This is a genomic window from Streptomyces sp. NPDC014801, from assembly GCF_043082085.1.
Classification (GTDB): Bacteria; Actinomycetota; Actinomycetes; order Streptomycetales; family Streptomycetaceae; genus Streptomyces.
Genome location: NZ_JBIBXG010000003.1, coordinates 175,181 through 195,695, shown reverse-complemented (window position 1 = coordinate 195,695; position 20,515 = coordinate 175,181). Strand labels below are relative to the sequence as shown.

Genomic DNA, 20,515 nt, shown 5'->3' with positions numbered 1-20,515 from the left:
GGGGTCAGGACGTCTCGCGGTCGTGGTACGACCGCCGGGTGTGCTCGGTGTGTTCGCGCATCAGCCGGGTGGCGCGCTGCTCGTCCCCGTCGGCGATGGCGGCGATGAGTTCCCGGTGCTCGATCCAGGACTGGCGCCCGCGCCGGCGGGCCACCGGCGTGTAGTACCAGCGCACCCGGCGGTCCACCTGGGCGGCGAGGTCGGCGAGGACGGTGTTGCCGGCCAGCTCCATCACGGCGGCGTGGAAGCGGGCGTTGAGGGCGACCGCGGCGTCGACGTCGTCGGCGGCGACGGCCTCCTCGCCCTGCGCGCACAGCTCTTCGAGGCGGGCGACGCCGTCGCTGCCGGCCGCCGCGGCCGCGAGCCGGGCGGCCTCGGCCTCCAGCAGCGTGCGGACCGTGAGCAGCTGGTCGGCCTCCTCCTCGGTCGGCTCGTGCACGAACGCGCCCTGGGCGGGCCGCAGATCGACCCAGCCCTCGGTGTTGAGCCGCTGCAGTGCCTCGCGCACCGGCTGCCGGGAGACGCCGAGGTGCCCGGCGAGTTCGCTCTCCACGAGGTGCTGGCCCGGGCGCAGGGCCCGGGTGGTGATGAGTTCGAGCAGGGCCTCGTAGACGCGCTCGCGCAGCGGGCCGGGCCGCTCCAGTCGGGGCACCGCGCCCTGCGGCAGTCCGGTCGACAACATCGCTCCCCCTCGGTGGGACTCGGTGGGACGGCACGCGCAGCAGACCATCAGTATCGATTGTCTTTCGTCTACAGTCTACGGCGCACAAAATCCCGCCGTGGCGCCCCCCGCCCCGTCTCCCCGGACCCCTCGGCCAGCGAAGGACCTGCCCGGGCGCCCCTCATCGCAGCGCACGCCCGACCCGGGCACCCCTCAAGGAAGCGCACGCCCGACCCGGGCACCCCTCAGGGGCAGCGCACGACCTGCCCGGCGTACGACAGGTTGCCGCCGAAGCCGAACAGCAGCACCGGGTCGCCGGAGGTGACCCGGCCCTGCTCGACCAGCTTGGACAGGGCGAGCGGGATGCTCGCGGCGGAGGTGTTGCCGGAGTCGGTCACATCGCGGGCGACGACGGCGTGCGCGGCGCCGATGCGCTCGGCGAGCGGTTCGATGATGCGCAGGTTGGCCTGGTGGAGGACGACGGCCGCCAGGTCGCGCGGGGCGATGCCGGCGCGTTCGCAGGTCTCCCGGGCCAGCGGCGGCAGCCGGGTCGTCGCCCAGCGGTAGACGGCCTGCCCCTCCTGCGCGAACCGCGCGGGCTGCCCCTCGATGCGCACGGCGTGCCCCATCTCGGGCACCGAGCCCCACAGCACCGGTCCGATGCCGGGCTCCTCGCCCTGCGCGCAGGCCTCCACCACGGCGGCGCCCGCGCCGTCGCCGACCAGGACGCAGGTGCTGCGGTCGCTCCAGTCGGCCACGTCGGACATCTTGTCGGCGCCGATGACGAGGGCCCGGCGGGCGGCGCCGGCGCGGACGGTGTGGTCGGCGGTGGCCAGCGCGTGGGTGAAGCCGGCGCACACCACGTTGACGTCCATCGCGGCGGGCTGCGGGATGGAGAGCCGGGCCGCGACCCGGGCGGCCGTGTTCGGCGAGCGGTCGACCGCGGTGGAGGTGGCGACCAGGACGAGGTCGATGTCGCCGGGGGTGAGACCGGCCGCCGCGAGCGCCTTGGCAGCGGCGTGCGCGGCGAGTTCGTCGACGGGCTCGTCGGGCCCGGCGATGTGCCGGGTGCGGATCCCGACCCGGCTCGTGATCCACTCGTCGCTGGTGTCGACCAGGCGGGCCAGGTCCTCGTTGGTGAGCACCTTGGCGGGCTGGTAGTGGCCGACGGCGGCGATCCGCGAGCCGTTCATGTGGATGGTCCCCCTCGTTGCGTCGGACACGGATTCCCCAGTGTGATCAGTGACCGACGGGTACGAGGGCAGGCGAAGCGACAGGAAACGGACGCGCGCGTTGTCGGCTTCCGTCAGAGGCGCGGCACCCGGTCGGACTGCTGCTGCGCGGACCCTTGCCGCCCCACCTTCCATACTGTAGACAATATTTCGTCGACAGGATGCCGGGGCGGTTCGCCCGCCGAGGCGTCAGCCACGCTCCTCCAGGCGTCCAGCCCCCGTCTCCCCCGCCCCCTCCCCCGGCTCTCCCCACGCCCTTCTCCCCCACCTCCGCGGTATCCCTCAAACCGAACGGAGTGTCCCCGTGAAAGTCGCAGTCCTCGGCGCCGGAGCGATCGGCGCCTATGTCGGCGCCGCCCTGCACCGCGCGGGCGCCGACGTCCATCTCATCGCCCGTGGACCGCATCTGACGGCCATGAGGCGGCACGGCGTCCGGGTGCGCAGCCCGCGCGGCGACTTCACCGCCCGCGCGCACGCCACCGACGACCCGGCCGAGGTCGGCCCCGCCGACTACGTCTTCCTGGGCCTGAAGGCCCATTCCTACGCGGCGTGCGGGCCGCTGATCGCCCCCTTGCTGCACGAGCGCACGGCGGTGGTCGCCGCGCAGAACGGCATCCCCTGGTGGTACTTCCACCGGCACGGCGGCCCCTACGACGGCCGTCGTCTCGAGAGCGTGGACCCCGGCGGTGCGGTCAGTGCGGTGCTCGCCCCGGAACGGGCCGTCGGCTGCGTCGTCTACGCGGCCACCGAACTCGAGGCCCCCGGCGTGGTGCGGCACCTGGAGGGCACGCGGTTCTCGATCGGCGAGCCCGACCGCAGCGTCTCGGACCGCTGCGTGCGCCTCAGCGAGGCGATGCGGGCCGGCGGCCTGAAGTGCCCCGTGGAGGGCGACCTGCGGGCGGACATCTGGGTCAAGCTGCTCGGCAACATCTCCTTCAACCCGATCAGCGCCCTCGCGCGGGCCACCATGGCGCAGATGTGCCGGCACGGCGGCACCCGCCGGGTCATCGAGATCATGATGAACGAGACCCTGGCCGTCGCCCGCGCCCTCGGCTGTGAGCCCGGCGTGTCCGTCGAGCGGCGCCTGGCCGGAGCCGAACGGGTCGGCGAGCACCGCACCTCCACGCTCCAGGACCTGGAGCGCGGCAAGCCGCTGGAACTGGACGTGCTGCTCGCGGCCGTCGTCGAACTCGCGGACATCACCGGTGTCCCGGTCCCCACCCTGCGCACCGTGCACGCCATCTCCGACCTGCTCGCGCTCGGCAGCGCCGCATGACCACGGTGAGGAGCCCCGCATGAGGAAGCGTCAGCCGAAGACCTACACCCGGCTCACCCATCCGCTCGTCCGCGACACCCGCGACGCGCCGTTGCGCCCGGCGAGCTGGGAGGAGGCCCTGGAGCGCACCGCGCGCGGACTGGCCCGCAACCGCGGCGCGTTCGGGATGTTCTCCTGCTCGCGCGCCACCAACGAGACGAACTACGTGGCGCAGAAGTTCGCCCGGGTGGTGATGGGCACCCACAACGTCGACTCCTGCAACCGCACCTGCCACGCGCCCAGCGTCGCGGGCCTGTCGGCCGCGTTCGGCTCCGGCGGCGGGACGTCGTCGTACGAGGAGATCGAGCACACCGACGTCATCGTGATGTGGGGCTCCAACGCCCGCTTCGCGCACCCGATCTTCTTCCAGCACGTGCTGAAGGGGATCCGGGGCGGAGCCCGGATGTACGCGGTCGACCCGCGCCGCACCTCGACCGCCGAGTGGGCGGAGAGCTGGCTCGGCCTGAACGTCGGCACCGACATCGCGCTGGCGCACGCCCTCGGCCGGGAGATCATCCACGCGGGGCTGGTGAACGAGGCGTTCGTGGAACGGGCGACGACCGGCTTCGAGGAGTACCGGGCGCTGGTCGAGCCGTGGACGCTCTCGCTCGCCGAGAAGGTGACGGGTGTCCCGGCCCGCGCGATCCGGGAGCTGGCGCACGCCTACGCCCGCGCCGAGCGCGCGCAGCTGTGCTGGACCCTCGGCATCACCGAGCACCACAACGGCACGGACAACGTCCGCGCCCTGATCAACCTGGCGCTGCTCACCGGCCACGTCGGCCGCTACGGTTCCGGGCTGCAGCCGCTGCGCGGGCAGAACAACGTGCAGGGCGGCGGCGACATGGGCGCCATCCCCAACCGGCTGCCGGGCTTCCAGGACATCCTCGACGGCGACGTCCGGGCGAAGTTCGAGGCCGCGTGGAACACCGTGCTGCCGCGGCACTACGGCATGACGCTGACGGAGATGTTCGAGGCGATGGAGGACGGCTCCCTGCGGGCGGTGTACTGCATCGGCGAGAACCCGGCCCAGTCCGAGGCGGACAGCGAGCAGGCGATCCGGCGGCTGGGCGCGCTGGACTTCCTGGTCGTCCAGGACATCTTCCTGACGAGGACCGCCGAACTCGCGGACGTGGTGCTGCCCGCGACCGCCGGCTGGGCGGAGACCGAGGGCACCACCACCAACAGCGAGCGCCGCGTGCAGCGCGTACGGCGGGCGGTGACCCCGCCCGGTCAGGCCCGCGAGGACATCGACATCCTGTGCGACCTGGCCGCCCGCCTCGGCCACGACTTCGCCTACGCCGGCGCCGAGGCCGTCTGGGACGAACTGCGCGCGCTGTCGCCGGACCACCACGGGATGACGTACGCGCGACTGGAGGAGCACCAGGGCATCCAGTGGCCGTGCCCGAGCACCGACCGGCTCGAACCCTCCTATCTGCACGGCCGGTTGTGGGAGAAGGACCCGGCGCGCCGGGGCAGGCCGGCGCCGTTCGGCATCGTGCGGCACGACCCGCCGGTGGACCTGACCGACGAGACCTACCCGATCCGGCTCACCACCGGGCGACGGCTGGACTCCTACAACACCGGTGTGCAGAGCGGCGGTTACGCCTCGCCCCTGCGGCGCGGCGAGTCCGTCGAGCTGAGCCCGGAGGACGCCGAGCGGTACGGGGTCGTGGTCGGCGAACGGGTACGGGTGACCTCGCGGCGCGGGTCCGTGGAGGCGCCCGTGTGGGTCGACCCGGCGCTGCGGCCGGGGCTCGCGTTCATGACGTTCCACTTTCCCGACGAGGTGGACACCAACCGGCTGACGATCGAGGCGAACTGCCCGATCGCGGGCACCGCGGAGTTCAAGGCGTCGGCCATCCGCATCGAGAAGCTTCCGGTCGTGACCTACGTGAGGTGAGCGCACGTGGACCTGCACTTCGGCGACAGCACACCGACGGACGAGGAACGGGCGGCCGTGGACGCCCTGCTGGGCCCGCCGCCCTCCTCCTGGGAGGGCGGCGGCCGCACGGACGCGGATCTGCGCTGGGCGCGGAGCGGGCGCGCCGCCCGGGACCGCCGCGACCTGCTGCTGCCGGGGCTGCACGCACTCAACGACCGGATCGGCTGGATCAGCCCGGGCGCCCTGGCCTACCTGTGCCGCCGCCTGACCGTCCCACCGGCTCAGGCGTACGGCGTGGCGACCTTCTACGCGATGTTCTCGCTGACCCCGCGGCCGTCGACCGTGCTGCACGTGTGCACCGACCTGGCCTGCACGGCCGCCGGCGGGCAGGAGCTGTGCGCGGCCGCCGAGTCCCGGCTCGGGCCGGGCAGCGGCGTCCACGTCGAGCGCGCCCCCTGCCTGGGCCTGTGCGAACGCGCCCCGGCCGCCCTGGCGATCCGCGCCGGCGACCCGGTGCGCACGGCGGTGTCCGCACCGGCGACCGTCGACGCCGTGGTCCTCGCCGCGACGGCCCCGGACTCGGCGCCCGAGGAGCCCCCGGCCGTCGCCGCCGTCCCGCAGGCCGGCGACGACGGGCTGATCCTGCTGCGCCGGATCGGCGTCGCCGACCCGGACTCCCTCGACGACTACCGCGCCCACGGCGGCTACACGGCGTTGCGCCGCGCCTTCGCGCTCGGCCCGGCCGGGGTGATCCGCGAGGTCACCGACTCCGGGCTGGCCGGGCGCGGCGGCGCGGCCTTCCCCACCGGCCGCAAGTGGCAGGCGGCCGCGGCCCAGGCCGACCGCCCGCACTATCTGGTGTGCAACGCCGACGAGTCCGAGCCCGGCACCTTCAAGGACCGGGTGCTGATGGAGGGCGACCCGTACGCGCTGGTGGAGGCGATGACCATCGCCGCGTACGCCGTCGGCGCCCGCCGGGGCTTCCTCTATCTGCGCGGCGAGTACCCGCGCGCTCTGCGCCGCATGGAGCACGCCATCGGGCAGGCGCGGGCGCGCGGGCTGCTCGGCGAGGACATCCTCGGGCAGGACTTCGCCTTCGACATCGAGATCCGCCGCGGCGCGGGCGCCTACGTCTGCGGCGAGGAGACCGCGCTGTTCGAGTCGATCGAGGGCCGCCGCGGCGAGCCGCGCTCCAAGCCGCCGTTCCCGGTGGAGAAGGGCCTGTTCGGCAAGCCGACGGTGGAGAACAACGTCGAGACGCTGGTGAACGTGCTGCCGGTGCTGACGCTGGGCGCCGAGGCGTACGCGGCGATCGGCACCGGCGCCTCCACCGGCCCGAAGCTGTTCTGCGTGTCGGGCGCGGTGGCCCGGCCCGGCGTGTACGAGCTGCCCTTCGGCGCCACGCTCGGCGAGCTGCTGGACCTCGCCGGGGTGCGGGCCGGGCTGCGGGCGGTGCTGCTCGGCGGCGCCGCGGGCGGTTTCGTACGGGCCGACGAGCGGGACATCCCGCTCACCTTCGAGGGCACCCGCGCGGCCGGCACCACGCTGGGCTCGGGGGTGGTGATGGCCTTCGACGACACCGTGCCGCTGCCCCGGCTGCTGTTGCGCATCGCCGAGTTCTTCCGCACCGAGTCCTGCGGGCAGTGCGTGCCGTGCCGGGTCGGCACGGTGCGCCAGCAGGAGGCGCTGACCCGGCTGCTGGAGCGCCGGGGCACGGCGGCCGCGGACGACATCGCCCTGCTCCGGGAGGTCGGCCGCGCCCTGCGGGACGCCTCGATCTGCGGTCTCGGGCAGACCGCGTGGAACGCCGTGGAATCCGCCATCGACCGTCTGGGGGCCTACGCATGACCGCGATACCGCTCGGAGTGCCGCGCCGGCTGGTGGAGTGCACGGTCGACGGCGAGGAGGCCCGCGTGCCGGAGGGAGCGACGGTTCTCGACGCGTGCCGGGCCGCCGGCAAGGACGTGCCGACGCTGTGCCACGGCGACACGCTCACCCCGAAGAACGCCTGCCGGGTCTGCGTCGTCGAGGTCGAGGGCTCCCGCACCCTGGTCCCGGCCTGCTCACGGACGGCGGAGCCCGGCATGAAGGTCCGCACGGACACCGCGCGGGCCCGCCACAGCCGCAAGGTCGTCCTGGAGCTGCTGGCCTCCGCAACCGACCTGTCGACGACGCCGCGGGCGGCGCAGTGGATCGAGGAGTACGGGGCGCGCCCCGGCCGCTTCGGCCCGGACGCGGCCCGCGTGGAGGAGCCGCCGAGGATCGACAACGACCTCTACGTGCGGGACTACGCCAAGTGCATCCTGTGCTACCAGTGCGTCGACGCGTGCGGCGAGCAGTGGCAGAACACCTTCGCCATCTCCGTCGCCGGCCGCGGCTTCGACGCGCGGATCGCCGTCGAGCACGACGCGCCGCTGCCCGACTCGGCGTGCGTGTACTGCGGCAACTGCATCGAGGTGTGCCCGACGGGGGCGCTGTCGTTCCGCTCGGAGTTCGAGATGCGGGCGGCGGGTACCTGGGACGAGGCACGCCAGAGCGAGACGACGACGGTCTGCGCGTACTGCGGTGTGGGCTGCAACCTCACCCTCCATGTGCAGGACAATGAGATCGTCAAGGTCACCTCGCCGCACGACAACCCGGTGACCCACGGCCACCTCTGCATCAAGGGGCGCTTCGGCTACCAGCACGTACAGAACCGGGACCGACCGGGACGGATGGGGACATGGGACGAGTGACGGAACGACGCAAGGTGATCCGCGTACGGGACGGTGCGGTCTCCGCCCGCCCGGACACGCTCGTCGCCGAGGAGCCCCTGGAGATCCGGCTGAACGGCAAGCCGCTCGCCATCACCATGCGCACGCCGGGCGACGACTTCGCCCTGGCGGCCGGGTTCCTGGTCAGCGAGGGCGTGCTGGCCGAGGCGTCCGACCTGCGCAACATCGTCTACTGCGCGGGCGCCACGGTGGACGGCTCCAACACGTACAACGTGGTGGACGTGCAGACGGGCCCGCAGGTGGTCGTCCCGGACATCACCCTGGAGCGCAACGTCTACACCACGTCCTCGTGCGGCCTGTGCGGCAAGGCGAGCCTGGACGCGGTGCGCACCACCGCCCGCTGGCCCATCGCCGACACCCCGCCCGTGCGGGTCACGCCGGAGCTGCTGGCGGGGCTGCCGGACCGGCTGCGCGCGGCCCAGCGGGTGTTCGACCGGACCGGGGGCCTGCACGCGGCGGCGCTGTTCTCCGCGGAGGGCGAGCTGCTGGACGTACGGGAGGACGTGGGCCGGCACAACGCGGTCGACAAGCTGGTCGGGCGGGCCCTGCAGAACGGCGACCTGCCCCTGTCCCGCGCGATCCTGCTGGTGTCCGGGCGGGCCTCCTTCGAGCTGGCGCAGAAGGCGGTGATGGCGGGCATCCCGGTGCTGGCGGCGGTGTCGGCGCCGTCCTCGCTGGCGGTGGACCTGGCGGCCGAGACCGGTCTGACGCTGGTGGGCTTCCTGCGGGGCACTTCCATGAACGTGTACGCGGGCGAGGAGCGCGTCGCCCTGGAGGCCGCGGCCACCCAGGGCTGAGCCCCGCACGCGGCACGGCGGCCGGGGCCCCGGCGGCGGGGAGCGCCCCCTGCGCCGCCGGGGCCCTGCCTCCGCCCCACCCCGGCACCCGGCACCCGGCACCCGGCCGGAGGCGTCCGCCCCTGCGTTCCGCCGTCTACTCGAAGCGCAGCCCGTCCGCGGTGACGACGGTGCCCAGGCGGGGGAAGTCGAGCCGTACCGCGGCCTCGTGCTCGGCCGCGGTGAGCGCAGCCATGGCGTCCTCGACGAAGACCATCTCGTAGCCGAGGTCGCAGGCGGCGCGGGCGGTGGACTCCACACCGAGGTTGGTGGCGATGCCGCCGCACACCAGCGTCGTGATCCCCCGTGCGCGCAGGGCCTCGTGCAGGCCCGTGTCCTGGAAGCCGCCGAGGGTCCGCTTCACGATCTCCAGATCGCCGTCCTCGCGCAGGCCGGCCACGAGGCCGCTGCCGGGCGGCTGTTCGGCGACACCGGGGCGCTCGACGCGCACCAGGACGACCGGGGAGCCCGCCGCGCGGAAGCGGCCGGCCAGGTCCGCGCCCACGGCGAGCGCCTCGGCCCCCGTGCGGGGTTCCAGCGGCAGGGCGACGATGCGCTCCATCAGGTCGACGAGCACGAGCGCGGTGGCGGCGGGGTCGAGCGCGAGGCCGGGGCCGGCGGCGTGGGATGCGGTCACGGCGGAAGGCTATCGGCGCTCAGCGCTCCGTACCGGAGATCCTGATCAACAGGGACGTGAACCGCTCCCGCTCCTGCGGCGACAGGGGCGCCAGCAGCTCTGCGTTGGCCCGGCGGGCCGCCTCCTCGCAGCGCCGGAGCGTGCGCTCGCCCTCGTCGGTGAGCCGGACGGCGTTCTTGCGGCGGTCCCTGGGGTCGGGCTCGCGCAGGACGAGGGAGGCGGCCTGCAGGTCGTTGAGGACGCCGACGAGGTCCTTGGGGTCGAGGCCGACGCTGCGGCCCAGGTCGGCCTGGGCGACCGGGGCGAGGTCACGGACCGCGGAGAGCACCACGTGGTGCCACATCCGCATGCCCTCGGCGGCGAGCGCCTCGGCGACCAGGGCGCGGCCCCGGGCGGCGGCGCGCCCGAGGAGCCAGCTGGGCAGGGAGCGGATCGCGGGCAGCGGGGCTTCGGTCATGGGGGCACCTTAACCGGAAACCGTTGGACTTCCCCACGACCTGTCGATACGTTGGGACTCCCAACGAATTCATGGGTGACCCCAACGACTCTCGGAGGATGCCATGCGCCGTGTCCGCTACGACCACCCCGGCGGCCCGCTGTACCTGGAGGAGGTCCCCGTCCCCGAGCCCGGCCCCGGTGAGCTGCTGGTGCGCTGCGAGGCCGTCGGCGTCACCCTCCCCGTGGTCCGCAAGGTCACCGAGGCGGCCGAGCCGATCGCGCTCGGCGGCGAGATCGCCGGCGAGGTGGTGGCCGTGGGCGCGGGCGTCACCCGCCGGGCGCCCGGCGACCGGGTGACCGGGCTGTGCTTCGGCCACGGCTACGCCGATCTGGCCGTTCTGCACGACCACATGGCCTCTCCGGTCCCGGACGGGGCGTCGGCCGTGGACGCCGTCGCGCTCGTGCGCAGCGGGCTCGTCGCGCTCGGCGCCCTGGAGGCCGCCCGGCCGGAGCCCGGCGAGGCGGCGCTGGTGACGGCCGCCGCGAGCGGCGTCGGCCATCTCGCCGTCCAGCTGGCGCGGACCCGCGGGGCGGCCCGGGTGACCGGTGCCGTCTCCGACCCGGCCAAGGCGGCCTTCGTGCGGGCGCTCGGCGCCGACGAGGTGGTCACGTACGGCGACGCCGACTGGGGCGAGCCGGCCGACTACGCCCTCGACGCCGTCGGCGGCGAGCTGCTCACCCCCGCCCTCGCCGCGCTCGCGCCCGACGGCCGGCTCGTGGCCTACAGCTCGGGCGGCGGCACGATCCAGGCGTACGACCTGCTGGTGGGCGCCAAGTCCGTCATCGGCTTCCAGATGGCCCGCATCGCCCGCGGCGAGCCGGCGCGGTACGAGCGGTGGCGCGAGGAGCTGTGGCGGCTGTTCGCGGAGGGCGCGCTGAAGCCCGCGGTGCACGCGGAGTTCGCACTCGCCGACGCCGCAACGGCGCACGAGGTGATAGAGAACCGGGCGAATCTGGGCAAAGTCGTGCTGATCCCCTGACGTCCGTCCCGAAGGCGAAGCCATGCCGTCACGTCACCGCCGCGTCCGCCTGAGATCCCTCGCGGCCGCCACCCTGCTCGCCGCTCCCCTGCCCGCCCCGGCGCACGCCCGTCCGGTGTCCGGCGAGCAGGTCCTCTTCGCCGCGTCCCACCAGCCCGGTTACGCCTGCTTCCGCATCCCGGCGCTGGTCAGGACGGACGCCGGCACCCTGCTCGCCTTCGCCGAGGGCCGCGTCCACGACTGCGGGGACGCCGGCGACATCGACATCGTCGTCCGGCGCTCCACCGACGGCGGCCGCACCTGGGGCCCGCTCACGGTCGTCGACGACGGCGGCGGCGACACCCACGGCAACCCCGCCCCCGTCGTCGACCACGCCACGGGCCGCGTGCTGCTCGCCGAGACCTACAACCCCGGCCGCACCGACGCCCGCGCCTGCGCCGCCCCCTGCGTCCGCACCCCGCACCTGCGCCACAGCGACGACGACGGCCGGACCTGGTCGGCGGCGCGCCCGCTGGCCGCCGAGATCCGGCCCCCGCACTGGAACGCCTGGTACGCCACCGGCCCCGGGCACGGCCTCCAGGTCACCCGCGGCCCGCACGCCGGCCGGCTCGTGGTCGGCGTCAACGCCGAGACCCGGTCGGGCGGCCGGATCACCGCCCACCACGCCGCGCTGGCCGTCAGCGACGACCACGGCGCCCACTGGCGCATCGGCGCCACCGACACCTGGCCGGTCGCCGCCGACGGCACGTTCCGGCAGAAGCCGTCGGAGCTGACCGTCGCCGAACGCGCCGACGGCTCCCTGCTGGTGAGCGGCCGGGAACAGGACGGCACCGACCTCGGCCACCGCACCCAGACCGTCAGCCACGACGGCGGCGACACCTTCGCCTCCCCGTTCCGGGCCCTGCCCGACCTCTACGCGCCCCAGGTTCAGGGGTCCGTGGTGCGGCTGGGCGGCCGACTGCTGCTGTCGAGCCCCGGCGACCCCGACCGCCGGCGGACCCTGCTCCTGCGCTCCTCCTACGACGGCGGCCGCACCTGGGAGAGCACCGACCGCGCCACGCCGGTCACCCGGGACCGGGCCGGCTACTCCGACCTGGCCCGGATCGCCCCGGCCACCGTCGGCCTGCTCCACGAGGCCGGCACGGCCGACTCCCGGGAGGAGATCCGCTTCGCCCGGTTCACCGCGGCGGACCTCGCCCGGCGGCGCGGACCCGACCCGGTCACCCCCGACCTGGCCCCGCACCGCCGCCCGGCCACCGTGCTCGGCCACCCCCGCGCGACGGCCGGGGTGCACGGCGGCGCCCTGGAGTTCGACGGCGTCGACGACGCCGTGCGCCTGCCCTACGACCGGCGGCTCCCGCTCGGCACCGCCGGCTTCACCGTGGCGCTGTCCTTCCGCTACACCACCGGGCCCGGCGAGCGGCCGTTGCTGTCGATGGGCGGAGTGGGCCCCGCTCAGCCGCAGGTCCGGCTGACCGGGGAGCCGGGCACGGGGCGGGTGCGCGGTGTGATGACCGTGCGGGCGGGCGCGACGACCGTGCACACCGCGACGGTGGTGACCGCGGGCGGGTACGACGACGGGCGGTGGCACCGCGCCGTGCTGCGGCGCGGCGGCGGGCGGCTGACCCTGTCCGTCGACGGCCGGTCCGTCACCACCGCCGACGTGCCGGGCTCCGTCAGCCGGAACTCCCCCTTCGGGGTGCACCTCGGTCAGCGCATGGACGGCCGGGCCTTCCTCACCGGCGCCCTCGACGAGGTGCGCGTCTGGAACCGGACGCTGACGGACGCGGAGGTGGCCGCCGCGGCGGCCTCCGGCTCAACGCAGGACACGGTCCTGTGGCTGCCCCTCGACCGGGTCCGCGGCTGACCCGCCGGCCGGCTCCTCCGGGTCGTGCGAGCGGCGTTTGGCGATCACCGCGCAGACCATCAGCTGCATCTGGTGGAACAGCATCAGCGGCAGCACCGCCAGCGAGGCCTGCGGGCCGAACAGCACGCTCGCCATCGGCAGCCCGGAGGCGAGGGACTTCTTCGACCCGGCGAACTGGATCGCGATGCGGTCGGCGCGGCCGAAGCCCAGCGCCTTCGCGCCGTACCAGGTCAGCAGCAGCATCACGGTGAGCAGCACCGCCTCGACGACGAGCAGGCCGCCCAGCCGCAGCGGGCTGACCTGGTGCCAGATGCCGCGCACCATGCCCTCGCTGAACGCGGTGTACACGACCAGCAGGATCGACCCCCGGTCCACCAGCCCGAGCACCTTCTTGTGCCGGGCGACGAAGCCGCCGATCCAGCGGCGCAGCACCTGCCCGGCGAGGAACGGCACCAGCAGCTGCAGCACGATCTGCACCACCGAGTCGGCGGAGAAGCCGCCCGCGCCGCTGCCGAGCAGCCCGGCGGCGAGCAGCGGGGTGACGACGATGCCGACCAGCGAGGAGAAGGAGCCGGCGCAGATCGCGGCGGGCACGTTGCCGCGGGCGATGGAGGTGAAGGCGATGGAGGACTGGATGGTGGACGGCACCAGGGTGAGGAAGAGCAGGCCCTGGTAGAGCGGCTGGGTGAGGAACACCGGCACCAGCGCGCGGGAGGCCAGGCCCAGCAGCGGGAAGATCACGAAGGTGCAGGCCAGGACGGTGCCGTGCAGCCGCCAGTGCTTCAGGCCGTCCAGCGCCTCGCGGGTGGACAGCCGGGCGCCGTACAGGAAGAAGAGGAACGCGATCGCCGCGGTGGAGGCTCCGGAGGCCACGTCCGCGCCCGTGCCGCGAGCCGGGAACAGGGCGGCCAGGCCCACCGTCCCGAGCAGCAGGACGATGTACGGGTCGACCGGCATCCAGCTCGGCCACTGCAGGCGTTTCACGGTGCTCCACGTGCGGTCGTCGGTGCGTGCGGGGCGCCCCCGCGGCCCCCCGGCGAGGGCCGGAGGGCCCCCTTCCATCCTGCTCCGCGGCGCCGTGATCGGGAATCCGGCATACGGCTCTGACTGTCATCGCCTTTCATGATGACCGGCTAGGGTGAGCCGCGTGTACGACCCCTCCCAGCTGCGCACCTTCCTCGCGGTGGCGCAGACGCTGAGTTTCACGCAGGCCGCGCGGCGGCTCGGGCTGCGCCAGTCGACGGTCAGCCAGCACGTGCGGCGGCTGGAGGCCGCGACCGGGCGGACGCTGTTCTCCCGGGACACGCACGCGGTGGAGCTGACGGAGGACGGCGAGGCGATGCTGGGCTTCGCGCGCCGGATCCTGGAGGTGCACGAGCAGGCGACGGCGTTCTTCACCGGGACCCGGCTGCGCGGCCGGCTGCGGTTCGGCGCGTCGGAGGACTTCGTGCTGACCCGGCTGCCGGAGATCCTGGAGGGCTTCCGGCACGACCACCCCGAGGTCGACCTGGAGCTGACGGTGGAGCTGTCCGGGACGCTGCACGAGCAGCTGGCGGCCGGGAGGCTGGACCTGGTGCTGGCCAAGCGGCGCCCGCAGGATCCGCGCGGGGAGCTGGTGTGGCGGGACGAGCTGGTGTGGATCGGCGCGGAACGGCTGCGGCTCGACCCGGACCGGCCGGTCCCGCTGATCGTCTATCCGCCGCCCGGCATCACGCGGGCGGTCGCCATCGAGGCGCTGCAGCGGGCGGGGCGCCCCTGGCGGATCGCCTGCACCAGCGGCAGCCTGAACGGCCTGATCGCGGCCGCCCGCGCGGGCCTCGGCGTGATGGCCCACTCCCGTGGCCTGGTCCCGCCCGGCCTGGTCCGCGTCCCCGACAGGGCCGGCCTGCCGGAACTGTCCGGCGTCGACTTCGTCCTGGTCCACGGCGACCGCCGCCCCTCGGCCCAGGGCGCCGCCGACGCCCTGGCCACAGCGATCCTCGCAGGCGGCGACCGCCTCCAACGCCGCACCCGCGGCACGGTGGGCTAGCCACCGGGCCCCCAGGGCGGGGCGGGTGCGCCCTGGTGCGGGGCGCCCTCGGCGGTGCCGACGCGGGTTCGACGGCGACGGTGGCGGACGCGGGCTCGACGGCGAGGGCGCCGGTGCCGGGTCGGCTGCCGGCCAGCGGGCGACACGGTCTGGTCACGCCCGGCAACGCGGGCGCGACGCCCGCCGTGGCGGAGCCGCAGCGGGTGGGTATGGCGGGTGGCGCGGTCAACGTCTTCCGCAGGCTCGGCCGCGCGCTCGCCGATCACCGTCTTCGGCACGGTACTCACCTCGCGGATGCGGAAGACCCGCGCACGGCACGAGAGGACGCACGCGCCGACCGGCGGGGCGGGCGGCACGGGCCCGGTCCCGCCGGGCGTCGTGGGCGCGGCGCGTCGGTCGCGGCGGGCATGGCCGCCCCGGTCGGCGTGCGCGCGGGTGCCGGCGCCGACCCGGTGCCGGGCAGCCCGCGCGCCAAGCGCCGCCGGCGGACCGCTGTGACGGAATCGGCGGCGCGGACGCTGACCGAAGTGAGGCACCGACCCGATGCCCGGCCGCCCGGCCGGGGGTCGTACAGATTCGGTGGAGATTACGGCCCCGAAACTTACGGAACCGTCGGTTTTCTGTCCGACCCTTCCGCATGTGAGCCCATTTTCCTCCCGTGACCAGCCGTGACCCGCGCCCGGCCCGGACTCGTCGCCCCTCCCGCCCCGCCGCCGCGTGGGGTAGCTTTCACGGCGCTGCGCGGGCGCCAAGGACGAGCCGGGCGCCGGAACCGGGGAGCGGGGAGCGGGTTTGCGCGAGTACACCAACCCTCCGTCGGCGTCGGCACCGCCGGTGGGCGGTCTGGCCGACGTCGTCTTCCAGCATGCCGAGACCGACCCGCTGCACGTGGCGCTGGGCCGCAAGGACGAGGGCGGGCAGTGGCGGGACGTGACCGCCGCCGAGTTCCGCGACGAGGTGCTGGCGCTGGCCAAGGGGCTGCTGGCGAGCGGCATCCGGTTCGGCGACCGGGTCGCGATCATGTCCCGCACCCGCTACGAGTGGACGCTGTTCGACTTCGCGCTGTGGACGATCGGCGCGCAGGTGGTGCCGGTGTACCCGACGTCCTCGGCGGAGCAGTGCTTCTGGATGCTGTACGACGCCGAGTGCACGGCGGCGATCGTCGAGCACGAGGACCACGCGATGACGATCGCCACCGTCATCGACCGGCTGCCGAACCTGCGCCGGCTGTGGCAGCTGGACGCGGGCGCCGTGCAGGAGCTGTACGACGCGGGCGCCCACCTCGACGACGACCTGGTGCACCGGCACCGCGAGGCGGTCACGCCGGAGTCGGTCGCCACGATCATCTACACCTCGGGCACCACCGGCCGCCCCAAGGGCTGTGTGCTCTCGCACGGCAACTTCATGTTCGAGGCGGACACGGTCATCGAGCGCTGGGAGCCGGTGTTCCACTCCAAGCGCGGCGACCAGGCCTCCACGCTGCTGTTCCTGCCGCTGGCGCACGTCTTCGGGCGGATGGTGGAGGTCGCGGCGATCCGCGGCCGGGTCCGCTTCGGCCACCAGCCGCAGCTGAACGCGGCCGCCCTGCTGCCGGACCTGCAGGCGTTCCAGCCGACGTTCATCCTGGCGGTGCCGTACATCTTCGAGAAGGTGTTCAACGCGGCGCGGCGCAAGGCGGAGAAGGAGGGCAAGGCGGGGCCGTTCGAGAAGGCCGTCGAGGTGGCCGTGAAGTACGCGGACGCCGTGGAGGCCAAGGCGTGGGGCACCGGGCCGGGGCCGTCCGCCGGGCTGCGCATGCAGCACCAGTTCTTCGACAAGGTCGTGTACTCCAAGGTGCGCGCGGCGATGGGCGGCCGGATCCGCAACGCGATGTCCGGCGGTTCGGCGATGGACCGCCGGCTGGGGCTGTTCTTCGCGGGCGCGGGCGTGCAGATCTACGAGGGGTACGGCCTGACCGAGTCGACGGCGGCGGCCACCGCGAACCCGCCCGAGCGGACCCGGTACGGCACGGTGGGGCAGCCCGTCCCCGGCGTGACGGTGCACATCGCCGACGACGGCGAGATCTGGCTGCGCGGCGGCAACGTCTTCCAGGGCTATCTGAACAATCCCAAGGCCACCGACCAGACGCTGCACGACGGCTGGCTGGCCACCGGCGACCTGGGCTCGCTGGACGAGGACGGCTATCTGACGATCACCGGCCGCAAGAAGGAGATCCTGGTCACCTCCGGCGGCAAGAGCGTCTCGCCGGGGGTGCTGGAGGAGCGGGTGCGCGACCATCCGCTGGTCAACCAGTGCATCGTCGTCGGCAACGACCGCCCGTACGTGGCGGCCCTGGTCACCCTGGACCAGGAGGCCGTCGAGCACTGGCTGCAGATGCGGAACAAGCCCCGGCTCACCCCGGCCGAACTGGTGCGCGACGCCGATCTGGAGACCGAGGTGCGCCGCGCGGTGGTGGCCGCGAACACGCTGGTCTCGCAGGCCGAGTCGATCCGCACCTTCCGCATCCTCGCGCAGCCCTTCACCGAGGAGCACGGCCTGCTCACGCCGTCGCTGAAGCTCAAGCGCAAGGCCATCGAGAACGCCTACGCCCGCGAGGTCGAGGCCCTGTACCAGGTGTGAACCGGCCGCCACGGATTTCGCGGTCAGGAATGCATCGGGCCGGTTGATCGTTGACGATATGCGTACCACCTGACGGACAACCGAAGGATCAAGAGCTCGTGAGCAGCAAGGTCCCCCCGATCACCCTCAACAACGGCATCGAGATGCCCCAGCTGGGCTTCGGCGTCTGGCAGGTGCCGGACGACGAGGCGGAGCGGGCGGTCGCCACCGCCCTGGAGGCCGGGTACCGCAGCATCGACACGGCGGCGATCTACGGCAACGAAGAGGGCACCGGCAAGGCCATCGCCGCCTCCGGTCTGCCCCGTGAGGACGTCTTCGTCACCACCAAGCTCTGGAACAGCGACCAGGGCTACGACGCGACGCTGCGCGCGTTCGACACCTCGCTGGCCAAGCTCGGCCTGGACTACGTGGACCTGTACCTGATCCACTGGCCGCTGCCGTCCAAGGACGCCTACGTCGACACCTACCGGGCGTTCGAGAAGCTGCACGCGGACGGCCGGGTGCGCGCGATCGGCGTGTCCAACTTCCTCCAGCCGCACCTGGAGCGGCTGATCGCCGAGACCTCCGTCGTCCCGGCGGTCAACCAGATCGAGCTGCACCCGCACTTGCAGCAGCGCGCCGCCCGCGAGTACCACGCCGAGCAGGGCATCGCCACCGAGGCGTGGTCGCCGCTCGGCTCCGGCAAGGGCATCCTGGAGATCCCGGCGATCGTGGCCATCGCCCAGAAGCACGGCCGCACCCCGGCCCAGGTCGTCCTGCGCTGGCACCTGCAGCTCGGCAACGTCGTGATCCCGAAGTCCGTGACCCCCTCGCGGATCAAGGAGAACATCGAGGTGTTCGACTTCAGCCTGGACGACGAGGACCTCGCCGCGATCAGCGCGCTCAACGAGGACCGGCGGCTGGGCCCGGACCCGGCCACCTTCGAGATCGTCTGATCGTCACCCGATCGCACGCCGCCCCGGAATGATCCATTCCGGGGCGGCGTGGCGCTTCCGCCAGGAATCGCGCCGGGGGTGCTAGCGTCCCTGACCCGTGCACCCGATTCCCCCAGCGCGTACCCGACGCCGCCGCCTCGCCCTCGCCGCCGCCGCGGCGGCCCTGCTCGCCGCCGGTGCCCTCCCGGCGCTCGCCGGCCGCGGCGCGGCCCTGGCCCACGAGGGTTCCGTCCCCGCCGCCGACCTGCTCGCCAAGGTGCGCACCTGCAAGCAGGTCTCGCACGGCACCTACCGCACCGACCAGGAGAAGGAGCCGAGCGTCCCGGTGTGCGGGGCCAAGGGCGCGGTGTACTTCACCGCCGACATGGACATCGACTGCGACGGCCGCCCCACCGCCCGGTGCAGCAAGAAGACCGACCCCTGGTTCCAGGACGACACCGCCTTCCACCAGTCGGACGGCCGCGCGCTGCGCGCCGACCGCCTGCCGTACGTCGTCGTCCCCGTCCCGAGCGAGATCTGGGACTACCGGGCGGCGGGCGTCAAGGGCGGGGGCGTGGTCGCGATCGTCCGCGACGACCAGGTGGAGTACGCGGTCGTCGGCGACCTCGGCCCGAAGAACATCATCGGCGAGGCCTCCTACGCCGCCGCCGAGGCCCTGGGCATCGACCCGGACCCGGCGCGCGGCGGCACCGACGGCCCCGTGACCTACATCCTCTTCACGAACTCCGAGGTCACCCCCATCGAGAGCCACCGCGAGGCGGTGACCCTCGGCGACCGGCTGGCCAAGGAGTTCGTCGCGAACAACTGACGGGCGCCGGAAGTTAGTTGGGCTGCCCGACGGGCCGTACGACCACGGTGTTGACATCGACCCCGGCCGGCTGACGGATCGCCCAGACGACCGAGTCGGCGATCTGGCCGGCGGTCAGCAGCCGGCCGGGCGGCAGGCTGCCGTAGGACTCCCAGAACGGCGTCTCCACCCGGCCCGGCGCCACCAGCGTCACCCCGACGCCGAACTCGGTGACCTGGCGCCGGGTGTTCTCCGCGAGCCCCGTCACCGCCCTCCCCCACTCTCGGCTTCGCTCGAGCGGGTGGTGCCCCCATGGTCGCCCCGTACAGATTGCCCGGCGTGTTGACGAACCCGGCGACGCTGCCGACCAGCGGTCATGACAGGCCCCCAGGTTTCCTCGTCCGTTCGTGAACGAGCGGGAGTCCATCAGTTGGAGCGCACTCGATGTCAAGGACACCCCCGGGAAGCCGTGCGGTCAGTACGGCCGGACCGCCGTGTGCACGGTGTGCGCGGCGAGGACGAACACGTCCGGGCGGTGGTGGACGCTCGCCGGGTCGTCCGGGTCGAGCAGGCGGTCCAGGGTGGCCCGGTCCTCGGCGTCCAGGTGCTCGCCGACCGTCTCGCGCAGCCGGCCGAGGAAGGTGGCGACATGGGCGCGCGCCCGGTCCGGCGCGGGAGCCGGGAGGTCCAGCAGGAAGGTACGGGTGCGGGTGTGCTTCAGACCGGCCGCGGTGAGCAGCGCGGGCCAGTCCTCGGTGACCGAGACGCTGCCCGGCAGCTCCTCCCGCATGCGCTGGAAGCGGTCCTCCAGCAGCGCGTCCAGGCGCGCCTGCAGACCGGGGCGGCCGATCCCGAGGTCGCGCGGCAGATGGCGAGCCGGCAGCCCGCCCTCCAGAAGGGCCAGGGTGCCGCCGGGGGCCAGCCGCTCGGCGAAGGCGGCCAGGGCGGCCCGCTGGTCGCCCAGGTGGTGCAGGGAGCGGCTGGCCCACAGCAGGTCCGCCGGGTAGTCCAGCTCCTGCAGGGCCTCGGGCAGCTCCCCGGCCAGGGTGGAGAAGCGGTCGGCGACGCCGGTGCGCTCGGCGCGGGCCCGGGCGCGCTCCAGCAGCTCGGCGGAGCCGTCCACGGCCACCACCCGCGCGCCCGGGAACGCCTCGGCGAACAGGCACGACAGCACACCGGGCCCGCTGCCCGCGTCCACGATCAGCCCCGGCTCGGTCACCTCCTTCCCGAGCCAGGCCAGCGCCCGTTCGTACAGCGGTGTGAACAGCTCGGCCTCCGCTTCCAGGTACGCCGCCATCTCGGCCCAGTCGATGTCGGTGCCGTGGGCGTGGCCGTGCGGGTGCTCGTGGTGGTCGTGCTCGTGTGCCATGGTGGTCAGCCTCTCGTCCGGTTGCCGCCAGCGTGCGCCGACGCACCGGCGCACGGCCAGTGCTGTTGCCGGGACGGCAAAAACGCGCACCGGA

General features: G+C 74.1%; 17 protein-coding genes and 1 pseudogene. 11 read left to right on the top strand and 7 right to left on the bottom strand.

Going from position 1 to position 20,515, the window contains the following annotated elements; translation table 11 throughout:
- Positions 1–4: 4 nt before the first annotated feature.
- Both ACF1AL_RS07630 and ACF1AL_RS07625 read right to left on the bottom strand, forming a co-directional pair.
- On the bottom strand, positions 5–682 hold the full coding sequence (locus ACF1AL_RS07630) for a GntR family transcriptional regulator (RefSeq protein ID WP_391825534.1): 678 nt from the start codon (positions 680–682) through the stop codon (positions 5–7).
- A 224-nt stretch (positions 683–906) separates the two neighbouring features.
- A complete protein-coding gene (locus ACF1AL_RS07625) occupies positions 907–1,854 on the bottom strand; it encodes a beta-ketoacyl-ACP synthase III (protein WP_384206089.1) in 948 nt (315 codons plus the stop codon).
- A gap of 343 nt (positions 1,855–2,197) precedes the next feature.
- Between ACF1AL_RS07625 and ACF1AL_RS07620 the strand changes: the two genes are divergently transcribed.
- From ACF1AL_RS07620 to fdhD, 5 genes are read left to right on the top strand one after another with little or no spacing between them, the layout of a single operon-like run.
- Positions 2,198–3,169: a 2-dehydropantoate 2-reductase gene (locus tag ACF1AL_RS07620; protein ID WP_391695413.1), complete on the top strand. Its 972-nt coding sequence runs from the start codon at positions 2,198–2,200 to the stop codon at positions 3,167–3,169.
- Positions 3,170–3,188: 19 nt separating this feature from the next.
- Positions 3,189–5,108, top strand: a complete 1,920-nt coding sequence (locus ACF1AL_RS07615) for a molybdopterin oxidoreductase family protein (RefSeq protein ID WP_391825533.1) — start codon at positions 3,189–3,191, stop codon at positions 5,106–5,108.
- A gap of 6 nt (positions 5,109–5,114) precedes the next feature.
- Positions 5,115–6,938 (top strand): NAD(P)H-dependent oxidoreductase subunit E, encoded by a 1,824-nt coding sequence (locus tag ACF1AL_RS07610; protein ID WP_391825532.1) that lies wholly within the window; start codon positions 5,115–5,117, stop codon positions 6,936–6,938.
- Positions 6,935–7,825 (top strand): 2Fe-2S iron-sulfur cluster-binding protein, encoded by an 891-nt coding sequence (locus ACF1AL_RS07605; protein ID WP_391825531.1) that lies wholly within the window; start codon positions 6,935–6,937, stop codon positions 7,823–7,825. Before ACF1AL_RS07610 ends, ACF1AL_RS07605 begins: the two co-directional genes overlap by 4 nt.
- Complete coding sequence (gene fdhD / locus ACF1AL_RS07600; protein WP_366836756.1) at positions 7,813–8,661, top strand: formate dehydrogenase accessory sulfurtransferase FdhD; 849 nt, start codon at positions 7,813–7,815, stop codon at positions 8,659–8,661. The genes ACF1AL_RS07605 and fdhD overlap by 13 nt, the downstream gene beginning before the upstream one ends.
- Positions 8,662–8,797: 136 nt before the next feature.
- Here fdhD and ACF1AL_RS07595 read toward each other — a convergent pair whose 3' ends face one another.
- Both ACF1AL_RS07595 and ACF1AL_RS07590 read right to left on the bottom strand, forming a co-directional pair.
- Complete coding sequence (locus ACF1AL_RS07595) at positions 8,798–9,337, bottom strand: isochorismatase family protein (protein WP_391825530.1); 540 nt, start codon at positions 9,335–9,337, stop codon at positions 8,798–8,800.
- Positions 9,338–9,356: 19 nt separating this feature from the next.
- Positions 9,357–9,794 (bottom strand): MarR family transcriptional regulator, encoded by a 438-nt coding sequence (locus tag ACF1AL_RS07590; protein WP_366836754.1) that lies wholly within the window; start codon positions 9,792–9,794, stop codon positions 9,357–9,359.
- Positions 9,795–9,897: 103 nt separating this feature from the next.
- Between ACF1AL_RS07590 and ACF1AL_RS07585 the strand changes: the two genes are divergently transcribed.
- Positions 9,898–10,815 carry a zinc-binding alcohol dehydrogenase family protein gene (locus tag ACF1AL_RS07585; RefSeq protein WP_391825529.1) on the top strand — a complete coding sequence of 306 codons (918 nt, stop codon included), beginning with the start codon at positions 9,898–9,900 and terminating at the stop codon, positions 10,813–10,815.
- 22 nt (positions 10,816–10,837) lie between these two features.
- Positions 10,838–12,682 carry an exo-alpha-sialidase gene (locus ACF1AL_RS07580; protein ID WP_391825528.1) on the top strand — a complete coding sequence of 615 codons (1,845 nt, stop codon included), beginning with the start codon at positions 10,838–10,840 and terminating at the stop codon, positions 12,680–12,682.
- Here ACF1AL_RS07580 and ACF1AL_RS07575 read toward each other — a convergent pair.
- Positions 12,632–13,666, bottom strand: a complete 1,035-nt coding sequence (locus tag ACF1AL_RS07575; RefSeq protein WP_386420356.1) for a bile acid:sodium symporter family protein — start codon at positions 13,664–13,666, stop codon at positions 12,632–12,634. The two genes, ACF1AL_RS07580 and ACF1AL_RS07575, sit on opposite strands and share 51 nt — an antisense overlap.
- A 163-nt stretch (positions 13,667–13,829) precedes the next feature.
- Here ACF1AL_RS07575 and ACF1AL_RS07570 point away from each other — a divergent pair, with 163 nt between their 5' ends.
- The 4 genes from ACF1AL_RS07570 to ACF1AL_RS07555 all read left to right on the top strand — a co-directional run bounded on the left by ACF1AL_RS07570 (position 13,830) and on the right by ACF1AL_RS07555 (position 19,073).
- Positions 13,830–14,711: a LysR substrate-binding domain-containing protein gene (locus tag ACF1AL_RS07570; RefSeq protein WP_391825527.1), complete on the top strand. Its 882-nt coding sequence runs from the start codon at positions 13,830–13,832 to the stop codon at positions 14,709–14,711.
- Positions 14,712–15,503: 792 nt separating this feature from the next.
- Positions 15,504–17,330, top strand: a complete 1,827-nt coding sequence (locus ACF1AL_RS07565) for an AMP-dependent synthetase/ligase (protein WP_391695386.1) — start codon at positions 15,504–15,506, stop codon at positions 17,328–17,330.
- A 98-nt stretch (positions 17,331–17,428) separates the two neighbouring features.
- Complete coding sequence (locus ACF1AL_RS07560; protein WP_366836748.1) at positions 17,429–18,265, top strand: aldo/keto reductase; 837 nt, start codon at positions 17,429–17,431, stop codon at positions 18,263–18,265.
- Between the two features lie 97 nt (positions 18,266–18,362).
- Positions 18,363–19,073 carry a glycoside hydrolase family 75 protein gene (locus tag ACF1AL_RS07555; protein ID WP_391695384.1) on the top strand — a complete coding sequence of 237 codons (711 nt, stop codon included), beginning with the start codon at positions 18,363–18,365 and terminating at the stop codon, positions 19,071–19,073.
- A gap of 13 nt (positions 19,074–19,086) precedes the next feature.
- Here the strand turns inward: ACF1AL_RS07555 and ACF1AL_RS07550 are convergent.
- Positions 19,087–19,423: pseudogene (locus ACF1AL_RS07550) on the bottom strand (SDR family oxidoreductase); the annotation flags it as partial.
- Between the two features lie 104 nt (positions 19,424–19,527).
- Complete coding sequence (locus ACF1AL_RS07545) at positions 19,528–20,421, bottom strand: class I SAM-dependent methyltransferase (protein WP_391658143.1); 894 nt, start codon at positions 20,419–20,421, stop codon at positions 19,528–19,530.
- Positions 20,422–20,515 lie beyond the last annotated feature (94 nt).

What these genes read in the sequence shown, in the direction of transcription:
- ACF1AL_RS07630 (WP_391825534.1), bottom strand. Translation starts at nt 682, where the DNA reads ATGTTGTCGACCGGACTGCCGCAGGGCGCGGTGCCCCGACTGGAGCGG.
- ACF1AL_RS07625 (WP_384206089.1), bottom strand. Translation starts at nt 1,854, where the DNA reads ATGAACGGCTCGCGGATCGCCGCCGTCGGCCACTACCAGCCCGCCAAG.
- ACF1AL_RS07615 (WP_391825533.1), top strand. Translation starts at nt 3,189, where the DNA reads ATGAGGAAGCGTCAGCCGAAGACCTACACCCGGCTCACCCATCCGCTC.
- ACF1AL_RS07605 (WP_391825531.1), top strand. Translation starts at nt 6,935, where the DNA reads ATGACCGCGATACCGCTCGGAGTGCCGCGCCGGCTGGTGGAGTGCACG.
- fdhD (WP_366836756.1), top strand. Translation starts at nt 7,813, where the DNA reads ATGGGACGAGTGACGGAACGACGCAAGGTGATCCGCGTACGGGACGGT.
- ACF1AL_RS07590 (WP_366836754.1), bottom strand. Translation starts at nt 9,794, where the DNA reads ATGACCGAAGCCCCGCTGCCCGCGATCCGCTCCCTGCCCAGCTGGCTC.
- ACF1AL_RS07585 (WP_391825529.1), top strand. Translation starts at nt 9,898, where the DNA reads ATGCGCCGTGTCCGCTACGACCACCCCGGCGGCCCGCTGTACCTGGAG.
- ACF1AL_RS07580 (WP_391825528.1), top strand. Translation starts at nt 10,838, where the DNA reads ATGCCGTCACGTCACCGCCGCGTCCGCCTGAGATCCCTCGCGGCCGCC.
- ACF1AL_RS07545 (WP_391658143.1), bottom strand. Translation starts at nt 20,421, where the DNA reads ATGGCACACGAGCACGACCACCACGAGCACCCGCACGGCCACGCCCAC.